The sequence below is a fragment of the Anaerozeibacter quisquiliarum genome, assembly GCF_051162045.1.
In the GTDB taxonomy this organism is placed as follows: domain Bacteria; phylum Bacillota; class Clostridia; order Christensenellales; family Aristaeellaceae; genus Anaerozeibacter; species Anaerozeibacter quisquiliarum.
The window spans coordinates 1-18,618 of record NZ_JBISDI010000040.1; the positions used below are offsets into that span (position 1 = coordinate 1).

Annotated in this window: 18 protein-coding genes; 8 read left to right on the top strand and 10 right to left on the bottom strand. The window is 61.2% G+C overall.

Annotated elements, in window-relative coordinates; translation table 11 throughout:
• Positions 1-283: 283 nt before the first annotated feature.
• The 3 genes from ACH6CV_RS14990 to ACH6CV_RS15000 form a co-directional block, all read right to left on the bottom strand.
• On the bottom strand, positions 284-1,582 hold the full coding sequence (locus ACH6CV_RS14990) for a sensor histidine kinase (protein WP_456359022.1): 1,299 nt from the start codon (positions 1,580-1,582) through the stop codon (positions 284-286).
• 4 nt (positions 1,583-1,586) lie between these two features.
• Positions 1,587-2,309, bottom strand: coding sequence for a LytR/AlgR family response regulator transcription factor (locus tag ACH6CV_RS14995; RefSeq protein WP_456359023.1), 723 nt, complete (start codon positions 2,307-2,309; stop codon positions 1,587-1,589).
• Positions 2,310-2,381: 72 nt separating this feature from the next.
• On the bottom strand, positions 2,382-2,591 hold the full coding sequence (locus tag ACH6CV_RS15000; protein ID WP_456359024.1) for a helix-turn-helix domain-containing protein: 210 nt from the start codon (positions 2,589-2,591) through the stop codon (positions 2,382-2,384).
• 224 nt (positions 2,592-2,815) lie between these two features.
• Between ACH6CV_RS15000 and ACH6CV_RS15005 the strand changes: the two genes are divergently transcribed.
• Complete coding sequence (locus tag ACH6CV_RS15005) at positions 2,816-3,061, top strand: hypothetical protein (protein ID WP_456359025.1); 246 nt, start codon at positions 2,816-2,818, stop codon at positions 3,059-3,061.
• A gap of 144 nt (positions 3,062-3,205) precedes the next feature.
• Complete coding sequence (locus ACH6CV_RS15010) at positions 3,206-3,616, top strand: VOC family protein (protein ID WP_456359026.1); 411 nt, start codon at positions 3,206-3,208, stop codon at positions 3,614-3,616.
• Positions 3,617-3,964: 348 nt separating this feature from the next.
• Here the strand turns inward: ACH6CV_RS15010 and pckA are convergent, their stop codons facing one another.
• Positions 3,965-5,539 (bottom strand): phosphoenolpyruvate carboxykinase (ATP), encoded by a 1,575-nt coding sequence (pckA, locus tag ACH6CV_RS15015; protein ID WP_456359027.1) that lies wholly within the window; start codon positions 5,537-5,539, stop codon positions 3,965-3,967.
• Between the two features lie 199 nt (positions 5,540-5,738).
• Here pckA and ACH6CV_RS15020 point away from each other — a divergent pair, with 199 nt between their 5' ends.
• Positions 5,739-6,488 carry an exodeoxyribonuclease III gene (locus ACH6CV_RS15020; RefSeq protein ID WP_456359028.1) on the top strand — a complete coding sequence of 250 codons (750 nt, stop codon included), beginning with the start codon at positions 5,739-5,741 and terminating at the stop codon, positions 6,486-6,488.
• Here ACH6CV_RS15020 and ACH6CV_RS15025 read toward each other — a convergent pair.
• On the bottom strand, positions 6,449-7,495 hold the full coding sequence (locus ACH6CV_RS15025; protein ID WP_456359029.1) for a LacI family DNA-binding transcriptional regulator: 1,047 nt from the start codon (positions 7,493-7,495) through the stop codon (positions 6,449-6,451). The two genes, ACH6CV_RS15020 and ACH6CV_RS15025, sit on opposite strands and share 40 nt — an antisense overlap.
• The gene (locus ACH6CV_RS15030) at positions 7,492-8,670 is read right to left on the bottom strand and encodes an iron-containing alcohol dehydrogenase (protein WP_456359030.1); all 1,179 of its coding nucleotides are present in this window, start codon (positions 8,668-8,670) and stop codon (positions 7,492-7,494) included. The genes ACH6CV_RS15025 and ACH6CV_RS15030 overlap by 4 nt, the downstream gene beginning before the upstream one ends.
• 314 nt (positions 8,671-8,984) lie before the next feature.
• Between ACH6CV_RS15030 and ACH6CV_RS15035 the strand changes: the two genes are divergently transcribed.
• Genes ACH6CV_RS15035 through ACH6CV_RS15045 form a run of 3 tightly spaced genes read left to right on the top strand, consistent with a single transcriptional unit; the run spans position 8,985 to position 13,183 of the window.
• Positions 8,985-10,457, top strand: a complete 1,473-nt coding sequence (locus tag ACH6CV_RS15035) for an MFS transporter (protein WP_456359031.1) — start codon at positions 8,985-8,987, stop codon at positions 10,455-10,457.
• On the top strand, positions 10,454-12,238 hold the full coding sequence (gene pepF, locus ACH6CV_RS15040; protein WP_456359032.1) for an oligoendopeptidase F: 1,785 nt from the start codon (positions 10,454-10,456) through the stop codon (positions 12,236-12,238). The genes ACH6CV_RS15035 and pepF overlap by 4 nt, the downstream gene beginning before the upstream one ends.
• A gap of 33 nt (positions 12,239-12,271) precedes the next feature.
• Positions 12,272-13,183 (top strand): AEC family transporter, encoded by a 912-nt coding sequence (locus tag ACH6CV_RS15045; RefSeq protein WP_456359033.1) that lies wholly within the window; start codon positions 12,272-12,274, stop codon positions 13,181-13,183.
• Positions 13,184-13,205: 22 nt separating this feature from the next.
• Here the strand turns inward: ACH6CV_RS15045 and ACH6CV_RS15050 are convergent, their stop codons facing one another.
• Both ACH6CV_RS15050 and ACH6CV_RS15055 read right to left on the bottom strand, forming a co-directional pair.
• The gene (locus tag ACH6CV_RS15050) at positions 13,206-14,423 is read right to left on the bottom strand and encodes a C45 family autoproteolytic acyltransferase/hydolase (RefSeq protein WP_456359034.1); all 1,218 of its coding nucleotides are present in this window, start codon (positions 14,421-14,423) and stop codon (positions 13,206-13,208) included.
• Positions 14,424-14,520: 97 nt separating this feature from the next.
• The gene (locus ACH6CV_RS15055; protein ID WP_456359035.1) at positions 14,521-15,087 is read right to left on the bottom strand and encodes a PadR family transcriptional regulator; all 567 of its coding nucleotides are present in this window, start codon (positions 15,085-15,087) and stop codon (positions 14,521-14,523) included.
• A 197-nt stretch (positions 15,088-15,284) separates the two neighbouring features.
• Here ACH6CV_RS15055 and ACH6CV_RS15060 point away from each other — a divergent pair, with 197 nt between their 5' ends.
• Positions 15,285-17,162, top strand: coding sequence for a glycoside hydrolase family 3 protein (locus ACH6CV_RS15060; protein ID WP_456359036.1), 1,878 nt, complete (start codon positions 15,285-15,287; stop codon positions 17,160-17,162).
• Positions 17,163-17,185: 23 nt separating this feature from the next.
• On the opposite strand, the gene ACH6CV_RS15065 is transcribed toward ACH6CV_RS15060, so the two are convergent.
• A complete protein-coding gene (locus ACH6CV_RS15065; protein ID WP_456359037.1) occupies positions 17,186-17,767 on the bottom strand; it encodes a hypothetical protein in 582 nt (193 codons plus the stop codon).
• 57 nt (positions 17,768-17,824) lie between these two features.
• Complete coding sequence (locus ACH6CV_RS15070; RefSeq protein WP_456359038.1) at positions 17,825-18,055, bottom strand: hypothetical protein; 231 nt, start codon at positions 18,053-18,055, stop codon at positions 17,825-17,827.
• Between the two features lie 194 nt (positions 18,056-18,249).
• Between ACH6CV_RS15070 and ACH6CV_RS15075 the strand changes: the two genes are divergently transcribed.
• Positions 18,250-18,594: a hypothetical protein gene (locus tag ACH6CV_RS15075; protein ID WP_456359039.1), complete on the top strand. Its 345-nt coding sequence runs from the start codon at positions 18,250-18,252 to the stop codon at positions 18,592-18,594.
• Positions 18,595-18,618 lie beyond the last annotated feature (24 nt).

Consider the following 18,618-nt stretch of genomic DNA (forward strand, 5'->3'; position numbering starts at 1 on the left):
ACCTTTGCAGAGAGATGTATTCCTTATAGGGGCGCGCTGGTGGCCGGGGACGGCAAAAGCCGCCGCCGATTGTTTGATTGGTATAGGGATATCGTGACAATGATCACCGTTTCCCAGAAGCGCTTTATCACGCCGCCGGTCAGCAGCAGTCCCAACGTGCTCAGCAGCGTGTAAATGACCAAATCCGCGCCGTACAGATAGACTCCCTCTTATCTTTCATCAATGCGTCCACGCTGTTTGAGAAATGTCACGGCCTTTTTCGATAGGTACCCGATCATCCCGGTTACGCTCCTTTTGCCTGAAAAGGCAAGGTGATTTTCACTTTGAACACATCTCCGGACGCATCGAAGTCGACATCGCCGTTCGCTTTCTCGGCTATCGATTTGATGCTGCGCGTTCCGATTCCGTGCTGTGCGCCCTTTTTTGAAGTGACCAAGCTACCGCGTGTCCGACGCACGGTAGCCAGATTGCAGGGATTTGTACAGGTAATGTAGAACATGTCCCACGTTCGGGCGAAAGACAGGGTTACCTTGCGCGAGATGCTCCGATCTGCGATTCGATGGATGCCCTCTGCGGCATTATCCAGCAGATTGCCGAGCACCGAGCAAAAGTCGCTCTCCGGGATGGGCAGGATATCCAGCGGATAGGGACGAAAATCCAGTTCGATCTGCTCATGGCGCATGATGGAAACCTTTGCCGTCAACAGGGCGTCTACGGCCTGATTGCCCGTCGCGAAGGGCTGCAATGCTTGAACATGTGTATGTAGTTCATCGATATAGTGCTGAGAATTTCTTGTATCCCGATCTGAAAGCATCTGCATGACGATCTGTATTTGGTGCTTCATATCGTGGCGACAGGCAGCCATGTCCGAATACAGGCTTTCCGTCTCGCGATTGTGTTTTTGGGTCATGTTCAATCGATCGATTTCAAGCTCGTACTGCTTTTGCTTTTGAGCGATGCGCGTACATGCTTCATAGAGAACAACCGACAACGCGGAAACGAAAAACAGGCATAAACAGGCAAAGGCAAATGGCGCGCCCGGATCGACATTCGTCCGCGTCGCGAACAAAAACTCTACTGCCAAAAGACTCATAAGGTTGAGGGCAAACAGCGGTGCGAGTGTGCTTCTGGCGGGCGCTTTACTGCGATTGCATAGCTCTGCGATCAACAAAACAGCGATCAGCAGTGTCAAATTGACCGAAACGAGGAAAGCAACCCGAAGCGGCGATGCGGTCATGATTTCTTCCAGTTTTGCGCCCAGAGCGTCCAGATAAAACGATATGTTCAGCGTGGTGCATGCCGTGAAGACGATGCAGAGCACGACGTTCCAGAACAAGCAGAGATACCATTTGACTCGCCTCGCGAGGGAGGCATACAGGAACGGAAAAACGAAAACGGCGCTATCCAGTATCGGGACATCCCAGAACAGGTACATCGTATACCATCCGGCGATTGCGGCAATACAGGCGCAGTCCGTCCAAACGTTTCCCCATGCCGGCACGAGGAGCTTTTTCAGCGCGTAAACGATGAGCCACGCCCGGAAGAGGTTGACCGCAATTTCAAGCAGTATCCATCCGTCCATACCGCTATCCTCCCTGATAGTATTTGTCGAAAACTGCCCGCAATGTATCCCGATACTGCGCGCCGATGGGAACCTGGGTTCCATTCGCCAAAATCACCTGCGCGCGCAGGAGCTTGCGGACATAGAGGATGTTGACGACAAAACTCCGATGGCATCGCACGAGGAGACCGTCGGGCAAATCTTTATGAAATTGATTTTGGCTCATTCGCACCAGGAGGGTTTCTTTGCGAACCGTTTCATGGATTTCGAGGAAATGGTCTCTTGATTCTATATAGAGGATGTTTCCGGTCTTCAGCGCATACGTGCCCTGAGGGGTATTGAGCGTCAGCACCTGCTTTTGATCGTATAAGCATTGGCCGTAAGCGATGTCCATACACTCCAAAATTTGCTCCGCGCGGACCGGCTTGCACAAATAGCGCAACGCGTTGACCTGATAGCCCGCACAGGCGTACTCCGCGTAATTGGTGACAAACACGAGCGTCGTTGCATCGTCAAAGGCGCGGATGGCTTCTGCCAATTCAAGCCCGCTCATCTCGCCCGGAATCTGGATGTCCAAAAAAATCAGGTCGAAGCGCTCGCCCTTTCCAAGGGTCACCAGCAGGTCTTCGCTGGACGCAAAGCCGCTTGAGGCAACCACGACATCCTGCCGACGCTCGCACCATTTCTCTACAGCCTCGGCGATTGCCTCTCGATAGACACGCTCATCGTCGCACACTGCAATCCTCATGCGAATCCCCCCTCGACATGTCTGAATCATTAGACGCGCGGGGTGGCAATACGTTCCAATTTTACGATGTTATCACACTTTTCGCCTGGATGTATTAATGTACGATTGGTGAACATGGGACAACAAAGCCAAGGCTATGATGTTTGTTGCCGATGGATCGAAAACGGAATTTTCCCAGTTCATAATCGCTCGAGCGCTCATGCCCAACCGCTTGGCAAGATCACGTTGGCTCCAATTCCGCGATTTTCTCAATTGGGCAAAACGATTTCCAATCATATTCATCCCTCCCTGTGGAACGCTGCGGTTGGCCGCTCGTCCGGCGGCTTTTTCTATGCCTGCGCCGCCAATCAGATTGAGTTTGCGAAGGTGCTCGCAATCACGAGCAGCGTACCTTCACGGTCAATTTCCGCTGCCAGCCGTTCTGGTATGCGGAGGTTGTACTGCCCATTACGCTGACGGCCTCGGGCAGCACGATCACCAACCCCGGTAATGTCGCCTCGGAGCCGGTGGTCACCGTCTATGGCGCCGGCGACATCACGCTCATGGTGGGGCTGTGCATTGTGGAGCTTGAGGGCATCTCCGGCGGCATCACGCTGGACACACCGCTCATGGAAGCGTACTCCGTTGCCGCTTCCATGAACGACAACATGAGCGGCGACTTCCCGACGCTGATGTCGGGCATGAACGCGGTGAGCTGGTCGGGCAGCGTGACCAAAATTGAAGTCCAGCCAAACTGGCGTTACCTGCTTTGATGGCTCCCTGCTCTTTACCGATGATGGTAAGTCTGATATAATGGGTGCAACGATAAACAGAAATTTGGCGGGCTGTTTTGAACTGCGGATTGTTTATATTAACTTCGTCTTTGAGAAAAAAGGATGAGATAGGAGATCACAAAATTGAACGGACGAGATGTAAGGGTAGGCGCATGTATATATGCCGGTGACATGGATAGTATGGTTCGATTCTACAGAGATACATTGGGCTTTCATACTCAGTGGAGTGGTGGGGATTTCGCGGAGTTTGAGACGGCAAGCGGCGCGCTTTCCTTGTTCATATACAGTAGGAAACAATTCGTGCAGGCAATTGGGGAAAGCTACGTCCCTCCAAAAGGAATCAATCAGACCTTTGAAATTGCCCTCTGGTTGCCCTGTTTTGCCGATGTGGATGAGGAATATGAACGGCTATCGAAATTAGACGTGCGATTCCCGACGGGAGAACCCATAACATTTCCTTTCGGCATCCGCAACTTTTATGTCGCCGACCCGGAGGGTAACTTGCTTGAAATTGGCAGCTCAAACGAAGCGTAGCTTGGAAGTTCATGCAATATCAAAAGTTCCATGTTTGCACATTCTGCTCAAAATAGTACGAGCAATCTGCGTAATCGGTTTCCCCAGATAGCTGTACATTATAAGCATAATGCGAAGCAGCTAAATTCCAATTTATCTTCGCGGCCTTTCAACGTCCCTTGCGGCACGGGAGGCAGTCCGCTTATCGGTCTGAAATCGACGCCGGGCGGCTCGCCCGGATGCGCATATCCGACAACGGCGCGCGAGCCCCGCATATGGACGCGCGGGTGGGTATCCTGCTCCCCAAACCAACTTCCGCCCGACCGGCGGGGAAACTGCCGGTCGGGCGGAAGGACATCAAATCCTCAATTACGCTTTCGGACCTGCCTCGATGATATGCTGCGGCATATCCTTGTACTTCTTGAAGTTCTCGACGAACATGCCGGCCAGCTTCTTGGCCATCGCGTCGTAGGCGGCCTTGTCCTTCCAGGTCTCGCGCGGGTTCAGCAGCTCGCTGGGTACGCCGGGGCAGCTCTGCGGCACCATCACGTTGAAGTTGGGGTCGAGTTTGTACTCGACCTTCGCGAGCTCGCCGTTCAGCGCGGCGGTAATCATGGCGCGGGTGTAGGGCAGCTTCATGCGCTTGCCTTCGCCGCTGGCCGGGCCGCCGGTCCAGCCGGTGTTGACGAGGTACACGTCGGAGCCGTGCTCCTCGATCTTATCGCCCATCATCTTGGCGTACTTCGAGGCCGGCAGCGGCATGAAGGGCTCGCCGAAGCAGGTGGAGAAGGTGGGCTGGGGCTCGGTAACGCCGCGCTCGGTGCCCGCGAGGCGCGCGGTGAAGCCGGACACAAAGTGGTACATTGCGGCTTCCTTGGACAGTTTCGAGATGGGCGGCATCACGCCGAAGGCGTCGGCCGACAGGAAGATGACCGTCTTCGGATGGCCGGCCACGCCCGGGATCACGGTGTTGCCGATGTACTCCACCGGGTAACCCACGCGGGTGTTTTCGGTGACCGACTCGTCGTCGTAGTCGGGGTGGCGGTTCCCGTCGAGCGTCACGTTCTCGAGCAGCGCGCCAAAGCGGATGGCGGCGTAGATGTCCGGCTCATGCTCCTTCGACAGCCGGATGGTCTTCGCGTAGCAGCCGCCCTCGAAGTTGAAGATGCCGTTGTCCGACCAGCCGTGCTCGTCGTCGCCGATCAGGCCGCGTTTGGGGTCGGCAGACAGCGTGGTCTTGCCGGTGCCCGACAGGCCGAAGAACAGCGCGCTGTCGCCGCCGGGGCCGACGTTGGCCGAGCAGTGCATCGGGAATACGTTCATCTGCGGCATGAAGTAGTTCATGACCGCGAACACGCTCTTCTTGATCTCGCCGGCGTACTGGCTGCCGGCGATCACGACGACCTTATTCTTGAAGGAAACCAAAATCGCGGCCTCGGTCTTGACGCCGTCGATCTCGGGGATGCACTTGAAACCGGGCGCGGCCACGACCGTGAAGCCGGGCGTGAAGCCTTCGAGTTCCTTGACCTCAGGCCGAATCAGCAGCTGGTGGACGAACAGGTTCTCGCTGGCCAGCTCGTTTATCACGCGCACATTGAGCCGGTAATTGGGATCGGCGCCCGCGTAGCCGTCGAACACGTAGATGTCGCGATGCTGCAGATATGCGCGGATCTTGCCGTAGATCTTGTCAAACTTCTCCTCGGAGATGGGCATGTTGACGCTGCCCCACGCGATTTGGTCGTGAATTTCGGCCTCGTCAACGATGAAGCGGTCCTTGGGGCTGCGGCCGGTGTACTTGCCGGTCATGACGCGCAGCGCGCCGGTGTCGGTCAGTACGCCTTCGCCCGCCGCGAGCGCCTTCTCGGTCAGCTCGGCGGGACTCAGTTGGTAGTAGACGTTCTTCGGATGGATAATGCCAAGGTAATCCAGGGATAGCTTGCTCATAGAATTCCCTCCCATTATAATACCGTGACATCGTACGGGGTCGCTATCTCTCATCTCTGACGTTCCCGCGAATGCCTATCGTTCCCTAAATTAGATGATTCTATACTTCCTCCTTTTTTCCTGCCGGCCGTGTGTTAATTGTTGTCAAATTCTGTACCCTTTGGTACAATGAAGCATCCATCAACCGAGGAGGATCGCTATGAAGCTGATTTCATGGAATGTCAACGGGCTGCGCGCCTGTCTGAGCAAGGGCTTTCTAGAAAGCGTCGACGCGCTGGGGGCCGACGTGGTCTGCCTGCAAGAGATCAAGATGCAGGAGGGGCAGGCCCGGTTCGAGTTGCCCGGCTACCACAAATTCTTCTACTCGGCGCAGAAGAAGGGTTATTCGGGCACGGCGGTGTTTTCGCGCGAGAAACCGTTGGATGTGCGCTTCGGCATCGGCATCGACGAGCACGACCACGAGGGCCGGGTGATTACGGCGGATTTTGACGGTTTTACGCTGGTGAACTGCTATGCGCCCAATTCGCAGGACGGCCTTCGGCGGCTCGACTACCGGATGAAGTGGGAGGACGACTTCCGAGGTTACCTATCCGCACTCGATAAGGACAGGCCGGTGATCCTGTGCGGCGACCTGAACGTGGCGCACCGGGAGATCGACCTCAAGAACCCCAAGACCAACCGCAAGAACGCCGGCTTCACCGACGAGGAGCGCGGAAAGTTTACCGAACTGCTGGCGGCGGGCTTCGTCGACAGTTTCCGCCACTTCTACCCCGATCAAGTCGGGGCCTACAGCTGGTGGAGCTACTTCGGCAACGCGCGCGAGCGCAACGCCGGTTGGCGCATCGACTACTTCGTGGTCTCCGAGCGCTTCAAGGGCCAAATGCGGGGCGCCGCCATCCACCCGGAAATCTACGGCTCGGACCATTGCCCCGTCGAATTGACGCTCTGAACCGTGGCATTCGGCTCGACCAGCCGCATCGCCAGCCGCGTGGTGCGCGGGGGCTGGCCGCCCTTTTCCATCAGCTCGATCAGCCGGCGCGCGGCGACGGTGGCATAGCTGTCCGCGCGCGCGGCCACCGTGGTCAGCGCGGGCAGGAAGTGCAAATGCTCGGCGGTGTAATCGAATCCGGCCACCGACACGTCCTCGGGCACGCGCACGCCCGAGGCGCGCAGCGCGTTAATGATCGTCCATGCCATGGCGTCGCGGAACGCGAAGACGGCGCTCGGGCGGTAGCGTGCGAGCAGTTCCTTAAGCGCGCCCGCCGCCTCGAGCGCGGCGTATTCCCCAAACGGGCAGACCAGCGCCGCGCCTTCCATCCCCGCGTCGGCGAGCGCGCGCCGGTATCCGCCGAACCGTTCGCGCTCGGAGCTCAGTTGCGCTTCCCCGCCCACATACAGGATACGCCGGTGCCCGCGCGCGATCAGCGATTCGGTCAGCAGGTACGCGCCGCCCTCGTCGTCCCACAGCACCTGGTCGTCGCGGTTGCCCTTGAGATCGCGCCCCATGACCACGTAGGGGATGCCGCTTTGGCGCAGCATGTCGATCGGCGCCTCGCTCAGTTGGGTCGGGCAGATCAGCACGCCGTCGGCCAGGTGCTTGAGCGCCGTGCGCACCGCGTCTTGCTCCTGCACGGGCGCGTCGCCGGTGCACAGCACGATCATGGAATACCCCGCCGAGCGCAGACAGCCCTCGACATTGTGCACCACGGCGCTGAAATGGGGGTTGACCACGCCTTCGACGATCACCGCCACCATGCCCGAGCGCCCCGAGCGCAGCGAAGAGGCCAGCGTGTTGCCCACGTAGCCCATCTCCCGCGCGATCTCGGCGATCTTCTGCCGGGTGGCCGGCGCGATGTCGCGCTTGCCGCGCAGCGCGTGCGACACGGTGTTGACCGTGTACCCGCTTTGGGCCGCGATGTCCTTGAGCGTCACCCGCGCCCCGCCGTTTGGGGTCACGGCCTGTCCGCCAACCGCAGCACTTCCTCGATTTGCTCGGTGCTCAGCGGCATGAAGAAACCGGTCTTGTCCGCGTTGTTCTTCTTGGTATTGCCCGCCATGAACGGGATGTCTTCGCTGCGCGCGCCCAGTTCCCTGAGCGTCAGCGGCATGCCGATCTCCCGGATGAACGCCTCGAATTGCTCGATGCCCAATAACGCCGCGCGCTCGGGGTACTCGAAGTCCATCTGGCAGCCCCACACGCGCGTCGCCAGCTGCGCGAACCGCATCGGGTTGTGCTTGTACACGAACCGCATCCACGCGGGCAGCACCACCGCCAGTCCCGCGCCGTGCGCCACGTCGTACAGCGCGCTCAGTTCGTGCTCGATCTGATGGCTGGCCCAGTCGCCCTGGCGGCCCACGCCGCAGGTGTTGTTGTGCGCCAGCGTACCCGACCACATCAACTGCGCGCGCGCGTCGTAATCCATGGGATCCTTTATTGCCGCGCGGCCGGCGCGGATGATTGTCATGAGCAGCCCCTCGGCGATCCGGTCGGTCACATCGACATCCTCCACATCGGTGAAGTAGCGCTCGAGGATATGCGCCATCATGTCCACGATGCCGCAGGCGGTCTGATACGCAGGCAGTGTGATCGTGAGCTCGGGGTTCATCAGCGCGAATTGCGGTCGGTGCAGTTCATGGTTCAACCCGCGCTTTGTCTTGGTCGCGGCCTGGGTAATCACCGCGCTGTTGCTGGATTCGCTGCCCGCCGCCGCCAGCGTCAGCACCACGCCCACCGGCAGCGCCTTCTGCGGCAGCGCCTTGCCAGAGAAAAAGTCCCAAAAGTCGCCGTCGTAGCAAACGCCGTCGGCAATCGCCTTGGCCGAGTCGATCGTGCTGCCGCCGCCCACGGCCAGCACGAAGTCAACCCCCTGCGCGCGCGCAAGCTCGATCCCCTCGTAAATCTTCTCGTCGCGCGGGTTGGGCTGTACGCCGCCCAGCTTGACACAGTGGAGCCCCGCGTCCAGCACCGATTTTTCCACCCGGTCGATCAGCCCCGACTTGACCGCCGAGCCGCCGCCGAAATGCAGCAAAACCTTCGTACCGCCGAGCCGCCTGATCGTCTCGCCCGCCTTCAGTTCGGCGTCCCGCCCAAACACGAAGCGCGTTGGGATGTGCCATTCAAAATTCAGCATGGTACGTCCTCCTCAGCCTGTTGTTTGGGTTCATTATACCAGAAAACGCAGCGCCGTGGTAAAATGCAGGCGTGGGAATGAGTTATTTGAATGCAAACTATCCCGGTGCGTTCCTCGATCGGATGCGGGCGCACGGTTCGTTTCGCCGGAACCGCCCGAAGCGCGCCGAACGAGGCGAAGCGCACGGTCAAGTAAAACCGGGGCAATCGCCGCCCGCGGGCGGCGGTTGCCCCGGTTTTATGGGATCTTCGCTTGCGCTTGCCTGCAATTCGCGTTACAATACCCTTAACAACCTTTTTAGGAGGGCTCACTCCATGAATTGGCTGGCGCTCAAGCGCCACTTCCGCCTCTTCGACGAAAGGGGCCTGCCCGAGGACACCATCGTGGTGTTGCGCCTGATGATCGCGTCGGTCGCGTTCGGCGTCGTGTGGACCAATGTCACCACCGGCGTGGCGCTGCCCGGCTTCCTCAAGGCGCTGGGCGCGTCCGATTCGCTGTACGGGCTGGTGTTCGCGCTGCCCGCGCTCGCCAACGCCTTCCAGTTTCTGTGCTCCTACCTGCTCGAACGCACGCACAGGCCGCGCCGGATGATGTTGATCGCGGGGCTGACCCAGCGCCTGGTCTGGATCCCGATCGCGCTGATCCCCTTCGCGCTGCCGGCCTCGGCCGGCGCGCTGAAGCTGACCGCCGCGGTCGTGATGGCGCTGATCAGCGCCTCGATGGCTCCGTTCATGAACGTAGCCTTCTACACGATCGCCTCCGCCGTGCCCATCCGCATCCGCGGGCGCTACTTCGCCACGCGCAGCCGTGTGTCCACCTTGGTCGGGCTGGTGATCGGCCTGCTGATCGGCGTAATCCTCGACGCGATGCCCGGCATGACCGGCTACGCGGCGGTGTTTGCGCTCGCCGGCGTGTTCGGCGTGCTCGACATTTTGTGCTACCTGCGCATGAGGGAACTGCCCATGGCGACGAACCCCGACAAGCAAGGGCTGTTTTCGATGCTTTGGAGCGTGCTCAAGGACAAGAACTACATGCGCACCGTGCTGATTTTGACCGCGTGGCTGTTCTGCGTGCAACTGACCAGCCCCTACCATAATGTGTACTTGCGCACGGTGCTCGGCATTTCAAACTTCAACATCATCCTGACCGGCCAGATCGCCGGCAACCTGGCGCTTATCCTGCTGGTCACCCGCTGGGGCCACGCGATCGACCTGTACGGCAACCGCCCGGTGCTGCTGGCCAGCGCGTTTCTGACCGCGCTCTACCCGCTGATGTGGACGCGCGTGGGCGCGCCGCTGATGCTCACGCTGATCTTTTTCTCGAACGTCTACTCGGGCGGCATCTATTGCGCGGTGGACCTCACGCTGCAAAACCTGTTCATGGGGCAGGCCAAGGAGCAAAACCGCTCGATGTACTTCGCGGTGTACTTCCTGTTCACCCAACTCATCGGGATGGCGCTGGGTTCGACTGTGGGCGGGCTGCTGCTCGACAATGTGTTCTCGCACGTCGACGCCTTGGGCCTTGCGCTCGCGGGCGCGCCGTTCACCCGGTACAACGCGCTGTTCGCGCTGGGCGGGTTGCTGCGCCTGTTTGTCGTGCTGTTCCTGATGGTACGGCTCCAGGAACCGGGCGCGCGCAAGGTGGAAGAATTGCTGGCCGGGGCGAAGGCGGCTTCCGTACACCGGATGTACATGCTGCGCGCCTTCTGGCTGCGCAAGCACCTTCGACGGCGCTATGAAAAATCGCGGGGAACTCAAGAAAACTTGGAAGAGGATGCGGAATTATGAGGGAACCCATTCGGCGCGCCGAGGCGCGCATCGACGACACCTGGCGGCTCAGCGACATCTTTGAAGACGAGGCGCACTGGGAGCGCGCGTTCGCCGAAGCGCGCGAGGCGCTCGCGCTGTTGCCCGCGTTCGCGGGGCGGCTTTCTGAACGCGCGGCGCTGGCCGAGGCGCTTGCGCGCTATTTTGACGTGCAGCGCCGCGTGGAGGCGCTGGTGACCTACGCCGCCATGCTGCGCGACGAGGACACCGCGGTGGCGCGCCACCAGGCGCTCGCCGACCGGGCCGAAACCCTCGCGACTGAACTTAACGCGGCGGCCAGCTTCATCGCGCCCGAGCTGACCGCGCTCGCACCCGAGCGGTTGGCCGAGCTCGCGCGCGAAGCGACGCTCCGGGACTACGACATGTATTTGCGCGAGCTCGAACGCGGCCGCGCGCATACGCTAAGCGCGGCTGAGGAGAAGCTGGTGGCGCTGGCGGGCGACATGAGCTCGTCCGCGCGCACGGTTTACGAGCTGCTGACCAGCGCCGACATGAGCTTCCCCTCGATCGAGGGGCCGGACGGCGCGCCGATTCAGATCACGCAGGGCAGCTACGTGCCCACGCTGATGACGCGCGACCGGCGCGTGCGCGAGGATGCCTATCGCGCCTATTACGGCGTCTACCGGCGCTTCGCCTCCACGATCCCGGCCGCCTACGCCGGCGCGGTCAAGGCTTCGCAGTTCTACGCCAAGGCGCGCGGATTTGCCTCGACGCGCGAAGCGGCGCTGTTTGCGGACAACCTGCCGCTTAGCGTGTACGACAACCTGATCGACGCCGTGCACCGCCACCTGGGCGCGCTCAATCGGCTGCTCGAGCGCAACGCCCGGCTGATCGGGCTTGACAGGCTCAGCATGTGGGACGTGTACGTGCCCGCGGCCCAGAACTTTGCGCTCGACCTGAAGTTTGACGAGGCCTACGACCTGATCGTCGAGTGCCTGGCCCCGCTGGGCGCGGACTATCAGGCGGTACTCAGGCGCGCGCGGGACGAGCGCTGGATCGACCGCTACGAAAACACCGGCAAGCACCCGGGCGCGTACGCCTGGGGCACCTATGACAGCCACCCCTACGTGCTGCTCAACTACCACGAGAACCTGGACTCCCTGCTGACCGTCGCACACGAGATGGGCCACGCGATGCACACGTATTTGAGCGGCAAAACCCAGCCCTACCCCAAGGCCGGCTACTCGATGTTCGCGGCCGAGGTGGCCTCCACGGTCAACGAGGTGCTGGTGCTGCTCGAGCTCATGGAGCGCTATCCCGAGCGCGAAGCTTTAGGCTGTCTGCTCTATCATCTGCTGGATGGCTACCGCACCACGCTGTTCCGCCAGGCGATGTTCGCCGAGTTCGAGCGCGACGCCCATGCGATGGCCGAGGCCGGCGAGGCGCTGACGCTCGATAACCTGAACGCGCTGTATAAACGGCTGGGTGAGACATACCTGCCCGCCGTCGAGCAGGGCGACGATGCCGCGTACGAGTGGATGCGCATCCCCCACTTCTACCGACCGTTCTACGTGTTCGTGTACGCCACCGGGTTCTCGGCCGCGACCGCGATCGCCTCTAAGATCCGCTCGGAGGGCGAGAGCGCCGCCCGGCGCTACCGCGAGTTTCTGAGCGCGGGATCGAGCCTGTACCCGCTGGACGCGCTGAAGCTGGCCGGTATCGACATGGCCTCTCCCGAGCCGGTGGAGCGCGCGCTCGAGCTGTTCGAGCAGCTGCTCGAACGCTATGAGCAAGTGACCTGACGGCCGCCCAATGTACGAAAGAAGTGACAGACGATGACCCACGCGCTGCTGGCAATCGACCCGCTGATGATGGTGCTGCTGATCGCGCTGGTCGGCCTGATCGCGCGGCGCGCAGGGCTGCTGAGCGATCCGCTGATCCAGGGGATCGCTCAGTTGATCCTGTACGTCGCGCAGCCGGCGCTGATGCTGACGCTCATCCGGCAGGAATCGGCCGCAGGCGGCGAGGCGGCCACCTTTTTGACGGTGTTCGTCGTGACGGCGGTGTTTTTGAGCGCCGTGCAGCTGCTGCTGCACAGGCTGTTCCGGCGCGCGGAGCGCAGGGTACGCCCGGTGATGACTTCGCTGTCGGTGATGGCCAACGTGGGCTTCATCGGCGTGCCGGTCGTGCAGGCGGTGTACGGCCAGGAGGCGTTTTTGTACCTGGCCGCCGTCATCCTGGGCTTCAACCTGTCGTTCTGGACGGTCACGCTGCGGCTGTACGCAGGGAAGGGTCGGAATTCATGGAAAAACCTGCTCAACCCGACGCTGCTTTCCGTGCTGCTGGGCGCGGCGCTGTTTTTTTTGAAGGTGCGGCTGCCGGGCACGCTGGCGGGCGGCATCGCGCAAATCAGCGCGCTCAACACCCCGCTGTCGATGCTGCTGTTGGGCGCGCGGCTCGAGACGCTGCGGCCGCGCCAGCTGCTGGATAAACGAATGTGGCTGGTGGTCGCGCTCAAGCTGCTGGTGTTGCCGCTCATGCTGGTCGCGCTGCTCAAGGCCGTCAATCTGCAAGGCATGGCGCTGGGCACGCTGGCGCTGGGCACGGCGATGCCCGCGGGCACCAACAGCCAGATGTTCGCCGAGCGCTACGAAGCTGACGTGCCCTTCGCCGTGCAGTGCATTTCGGTCTCCACGCTGCTGTGTGTCGTGACCATGCCCGTCATTTTGTGGGCGACGGGCATATAGGAAGGCTCCGTTTCGAGCGAGCCTATCGCGCGGCGAGCAGGCCGCTCAGGTCTACCTGCTGCCAGTCCGAGTACACGTACCCGCGCAGCCACAGGCACATTTCCCCCGGCGCGGCGATCACCTGATAGACGGTCCCGCCATGCACCGCGCCGCCGTCCTGATAGCCGATGTCCATCAGTTCCTTCATGGCATCGACGTCGAGCTTTCCGAAAAAGCGCTCCGAATTTGCGAGATTCACGAGATGGTCGTACCGCCCATCCTCGGCAGGATCGCGCGGGGGCGCGACCTTCTTTGTCCAAGCGTCCGGATAGGGCGGTATGAAGCTGTTGTAGGTCACCAGCAATCCCTTTTCATCCCCTTGGCGCACGCGGCAATCGAACGTCGGCCGTTCGACCGACACCGCGCGATTCGCGTCCGCCAGCTGGATGATGTAGGCGCTGTCCGCCGGGGTGCTCGCGAGCAACGCCGCCGCTTCGTCGACGGTATCGCACCGGTTCAGAACCGTCGCGAGGATCGACGCGCTGTCCTCCCGGTCTTCGTAGGCATTTGCGTCGGAATAGCCGCCATTGTTGAGCTCCAGAAACAGCCCGCGCTCGTTGATGCCGGTCTCCATGTAGACGTTACCGAGCGGATGCACATTGGCGTAGGCGTTGCCGTCGGCCGGGTGAAGGATCACCACCGACAGGTATTTCATGTACTGCTGCATGCCGTCCCGCACCATGTCCCAGTTCCGCCCGAATACGAGCCCTCCGCCGGGCGTGTACGCGTTCCACGCGGCGATGCCGCTGCACGAATCGGGTTGATCCGCGCCCAGGAGCACGTCCGAGAGGTTGAAGAAGCCGGCATTGAGGCGCAATACCTCGTCGCGCGTGAGCCCCGAGGTTTCCGCCATGCCGTCCAGCAGCTCGCCCAATTCGTCCGAAAGCCGATCCGCAAGCCATTGCCCGGCGGCGGTTTGCTGTTGCATATCCATGCCGCGCGCCGCAAGATCGGCGGTAATCTCCGCGCCAAACGCGGCGAGGTCGTGTTTTACGAGCGCGCCGTACTGCCGCCCCATCGCCCGCCACGTGCCCGAGAGGTTCAGCACCCAGTAGACGTCGTCCGCCGTGCGGTAGGCCGTGCCGCCCTCAAACGAAGCGACCTGCGTCAGCGCGCCGTCCGAAGCGTATGCCGGGCCCGAGAAGAACAGACAAAGGGCCAGTGTGAGAAGCGCGACTCCATATCGTACCGTTACATTCATCCCATGTTCCTCCTCGTTTTGAGTGAGATCAACCCAAATGCAAAGGTGGTTACGCTCCCTTGCGCATATGTGTCGTTTTAAATGTAAGGTTTCCGGCTCACGTCCCCTCACCCCTTTCGACCCGCGGCAGTTCGTCCCGGTATTGTGTGAGGAAGGTCAAGAACGCCCGCTCGCGCATATAGCCCCATTTGGACATGAACAGATTGATTTGGTAATCGGGCGACGCTTCGGAAAGCCCCAGTGTCTCCTGGTATTCCGATGCCCGAGTGATGGTCATTTGGTCGAAGATCGCGATGATCCGCCTTTTCTCGGCAATCAGCATGTCGAGATTTTGCAGCGCCGCCTCCGGATCGGCCTTCGCCATGTGGAACAGCTTGAGCAGCGCCTCGTTGCGCGTGGGGCTTTCGGTCATTCTACCGGCCAGCCACGCCTTGAGCGCGGCCCTGCCCCCATCCGTGATGCGGTAAACCTTCTTTTCATGGCGGAGCGCGGGCGCGGTTTCCGCGATGGCCACCCAGTTCTTTTTCCGCATCGCGCCCAGCGTCCGATAGATTTGCCCCTGATCGGCTGCCCAGATAAAGGCGCAGGAAATATCGAATACCTTTTTCAATTCATAGCCGGTCAACGCCTTATCCCACAAAAAGCCGAGGATTCCGTATTCCAATGACACAGGCAGCACCCTTTGAATCATACTTGTATTATATAACATACTTCGGCACTCGATGGGGGCAATTTAGGGGACAGGCCCGACTTTTTTTCGCGCCCGACTGTCACTATGATGCATTTTGTAGGTTTTACATGCTGGTCAACGCGGTCAAAATGCGGTATAATGCGAGCGAAGCAGAAAGGATGCGGTTTTTTATGAAGAAATGGGCGCTTCTGGCGCTTTGCCTGGTCTGCGCGCTGGTATTTGCCGTTCCGCGCGGCCTTGCCGAAGAGAAGAACGCGGCGGCGATCGTCCAAGGGATGACGCGGCGCGAGAAGGTCGCGCAGTTGCTGTTTATGGATTTTCGCAACTGGATGCCCGACCCGGAGGAAGCGGCGGCGAAACGCGAGCTGAACCCGAAGTACGACGGGGAGCCGGTCGTGCAGCTGAACGCCGAGATCGAGGAAATGATCGCGGCCTATTCGTTCGGCGGCGTGATCCTGTTCGGCGAAAACCTCGGGGAGACGGCGGCGTCCGTAAAGCTCACGCGCGCGCTGCAGCGCGCGGCGATTCGCGGGGGAGGGTTGCCGCTGCTGATCGGCGCGGATCAGGAGGGCGGCGGCGTTACGCGGCTCGGGCAGGGCACCTGCCTGCCGGGCAACATGGCGATCGGCGCGACGGGCAGCGCCGCCTACGCGCGCGAGGCGGGCGCGATCACCGGGCGCGAACTTGTGGCCCTGGGCATCGACGTGAACTTCAGCCCGGTGGCGGACGTCAACAGCAATCCTGAAAACCCGGTAATCGGCCTGCGTTCCTTCGGCTCAAAGCCCGAACAAGTGGCCGAGTTCGCGGCGGCGATGGCCGAGGGCATCGAGTCGGCGGGCGCGCTCGCCGCCGGCAAGCATTTCCCCGGCCACGGCGACACTTCGGTCGACTCCCATTTGGGCCTGCCGCGCGTCGATAAGGACATCGCCGCGCTGCGAAAGACCGAGCTGATCCCTTTCCAGGCGCTGATCGACGCGGGCATCCCGATGATTATGTGCGCGCACATCCAGTTCCCGGCGCTCGACGCCTCGACCATTACATCCAAGACGGGCGAGGAAATCGTCGTGCCCGCGACGTTTTCACGTGCCATCCTGACGGGCATCCTGCGCGATGAAATGGGCTTTGACGGCCTGATCGTCACCGACGCCATGGACATGGGCGCGATCGCGGACAACGTGGAGAGCGCGGACGGCGTGGTGCTGGCGCTCGCGGCCGGCGCGGACATGATCTGCATGCCCGCCAGGGTGCGCACGCCCAAAGATGCAGAAAAGATCGAGGCGATCTTCGCGGCCGTCGACCGGGCCATTGAAGAGGGCGTGCTCACCGAGGAGCGGCTCGACGAATCGGCGGCGCGCGTCGTCGGGATGAAATTGAATCTGGGGCTGGCGGACAGATCCTTCGACGAATCGGGCGACGCGGCCGCGGCCGAGCACGCGCTGTCGGTCGTCGGCTGCACGTCGCACCGGGCGACCGAGCGCGCCATCGCCGAGGCCGCGATCACAAAGACGCGGGACGGGCTCGGCGCGCTCCCGTTCGCGCCCGCAAGCGGCGAGACCGTGCTGGTGCTGACGCCCTACGCAAACGAGGTGGCGAGCGCGCGGTATGGCTTTGAGCGGCTGAAAAAAGAGCGCGCCGTCCGCTCGGACGTCGCACTCGAGGCGTACGGCTACAAGGGCAAAATGGCGCTTGACGACGAGCTGACATCGGCGCTTGAGCGCGCGGACTACATCGTGCTGCTCACCGAGATGAGCGGCGCCGCGTCGCTCGCGCCCGACCACTGGGCGACCGCGCTGCCGACGGCGGTGTGGGCGTCGGTCAAGGATATGGATAAGGCCGCGCGCTTCGTGCGCGCCGGCATCGGCGCGCCGTACGACGCGGTGAATTATGTGGATTGTCCCGCGGAGCTGATGGCGTTCGGCAACGTCGGCATGAGCGATCAGGACGCGGCGTCGGGCGTGATTACCGGCAAGTACGGCCCCAACATCCCCGCGCTGCTCGGCGCGATCTTCGGCGCGTTCGAGCCGACGGGGGAGATGCCGGCGGATTGAGCGCGTCCCCATCGCGCGCCGCTCTAATTTCGCGGAACGCGGAGCAACCCCGTGAAGTTTTGCAACCAGGAAAGGCTCAATCGATCCAACACAGCGCGCGATTCGTCCACATCCCCTGCCGGAGCGACGATCACCCGCCTGCCCGGCGTGCCGACGCTGGCATGACTGTATTCAGAATCCTCCACGACGGTTCTATCAAACAGGTGGATGGCCATGGATGCAAAGCGACCCTCCGTATAAAGCACCCCCAGCGACGGTTCCCGTTCGGCGTCGACATAATTCAGCACACCATGAGAGGCGTCGCGGTCAAAGTACACGCGGGCGTCGCCGGCGAGCGTCGCCGGGTAAGCGTCGATCTCGAACCTTCCCTCGAAGCGAGGGTCGTCGAACAGACGGTCATGGAGCCAACCGTCGATCTTTATCCCAACCGTTTGAATGGGCTGGGGTTCCTCGCCCATATTTAACTCGATACCGGAAAATGAGCCGTATACCCTGCGTGGGATGCACGAAAGCAGAAACACAGTCACCAGTACGGCTGCAATGGCCGCGAGGCCTTTCAGGGCAATCTTCAGTATCTCAATTGGCTTAGGCCTCATGGCCACCATACAAAACCACCTCCAGTCGCTCATGGTCATACTTCAAGGGCCTATTGGCGGCATTCTTTACTGGCGTTCGTCTTCCTTGGCCGTTTTGGCCTCCGCCTTCTTTTCTTTCCGGCGTTCAACCAAGTATCTGATGAAATTGTGTGAAATCCAGAGGAACCAGAGGGCATACTTGACTGCGCGCCAAAGCACATCATCCAGTATGTAGCCTTCCAACTCTTCTGTGATCCAGATGAAGGCTGGAATCAGCCCGAGAATCGTGAAAAAAAGATGTCGTTCTGATGCGCTCATATACCTTCCCTCCAAGAGCCACACTCGAGCATGGCGGCGACCTCGGTCATCCTGGCACCTGGCGAGGCCGAGAACACGTTCCGGTAGAAATGCACCACGCAGTGCTGGTAACTCCCGGGTCTGTCCCAGATTATGTGGAAGTCCAAAGCTGCGGGTAGGGACCTCATTGAGGGAGGGAGGCAGCAAGCTCCTGCTTGCCCGTCCTTGAGATCCAGGGCGTCCGCGAAAAACACCGATTTGGCGAGCGCGGCATCGGGCTCGGCGGTGACCAAGTCAAAGCGCTCGACGCGATCCACCCGGGCGACGCGGACCCGCGCGTCGATCCTCATCCGCGTGCCGTCCGCCCCGGCGAGCACCTCGCGGATCTCGCGCCCATCCTCGGCCAGCACATCGGCGAGGGGCGACCGCTGCGCGCCCGTCAGGCCCTGGACTCGCTGTTCGGCCGCCGTCATCCCGCGCGATATGCCGTCACTCGCTTGGCCGTCGAGGGCCTGAACAGCCGAGCCGGCACATTGCCAATAAAAAGTCTCTACCAATAAAATAGTTATTTTTGGATATTCATA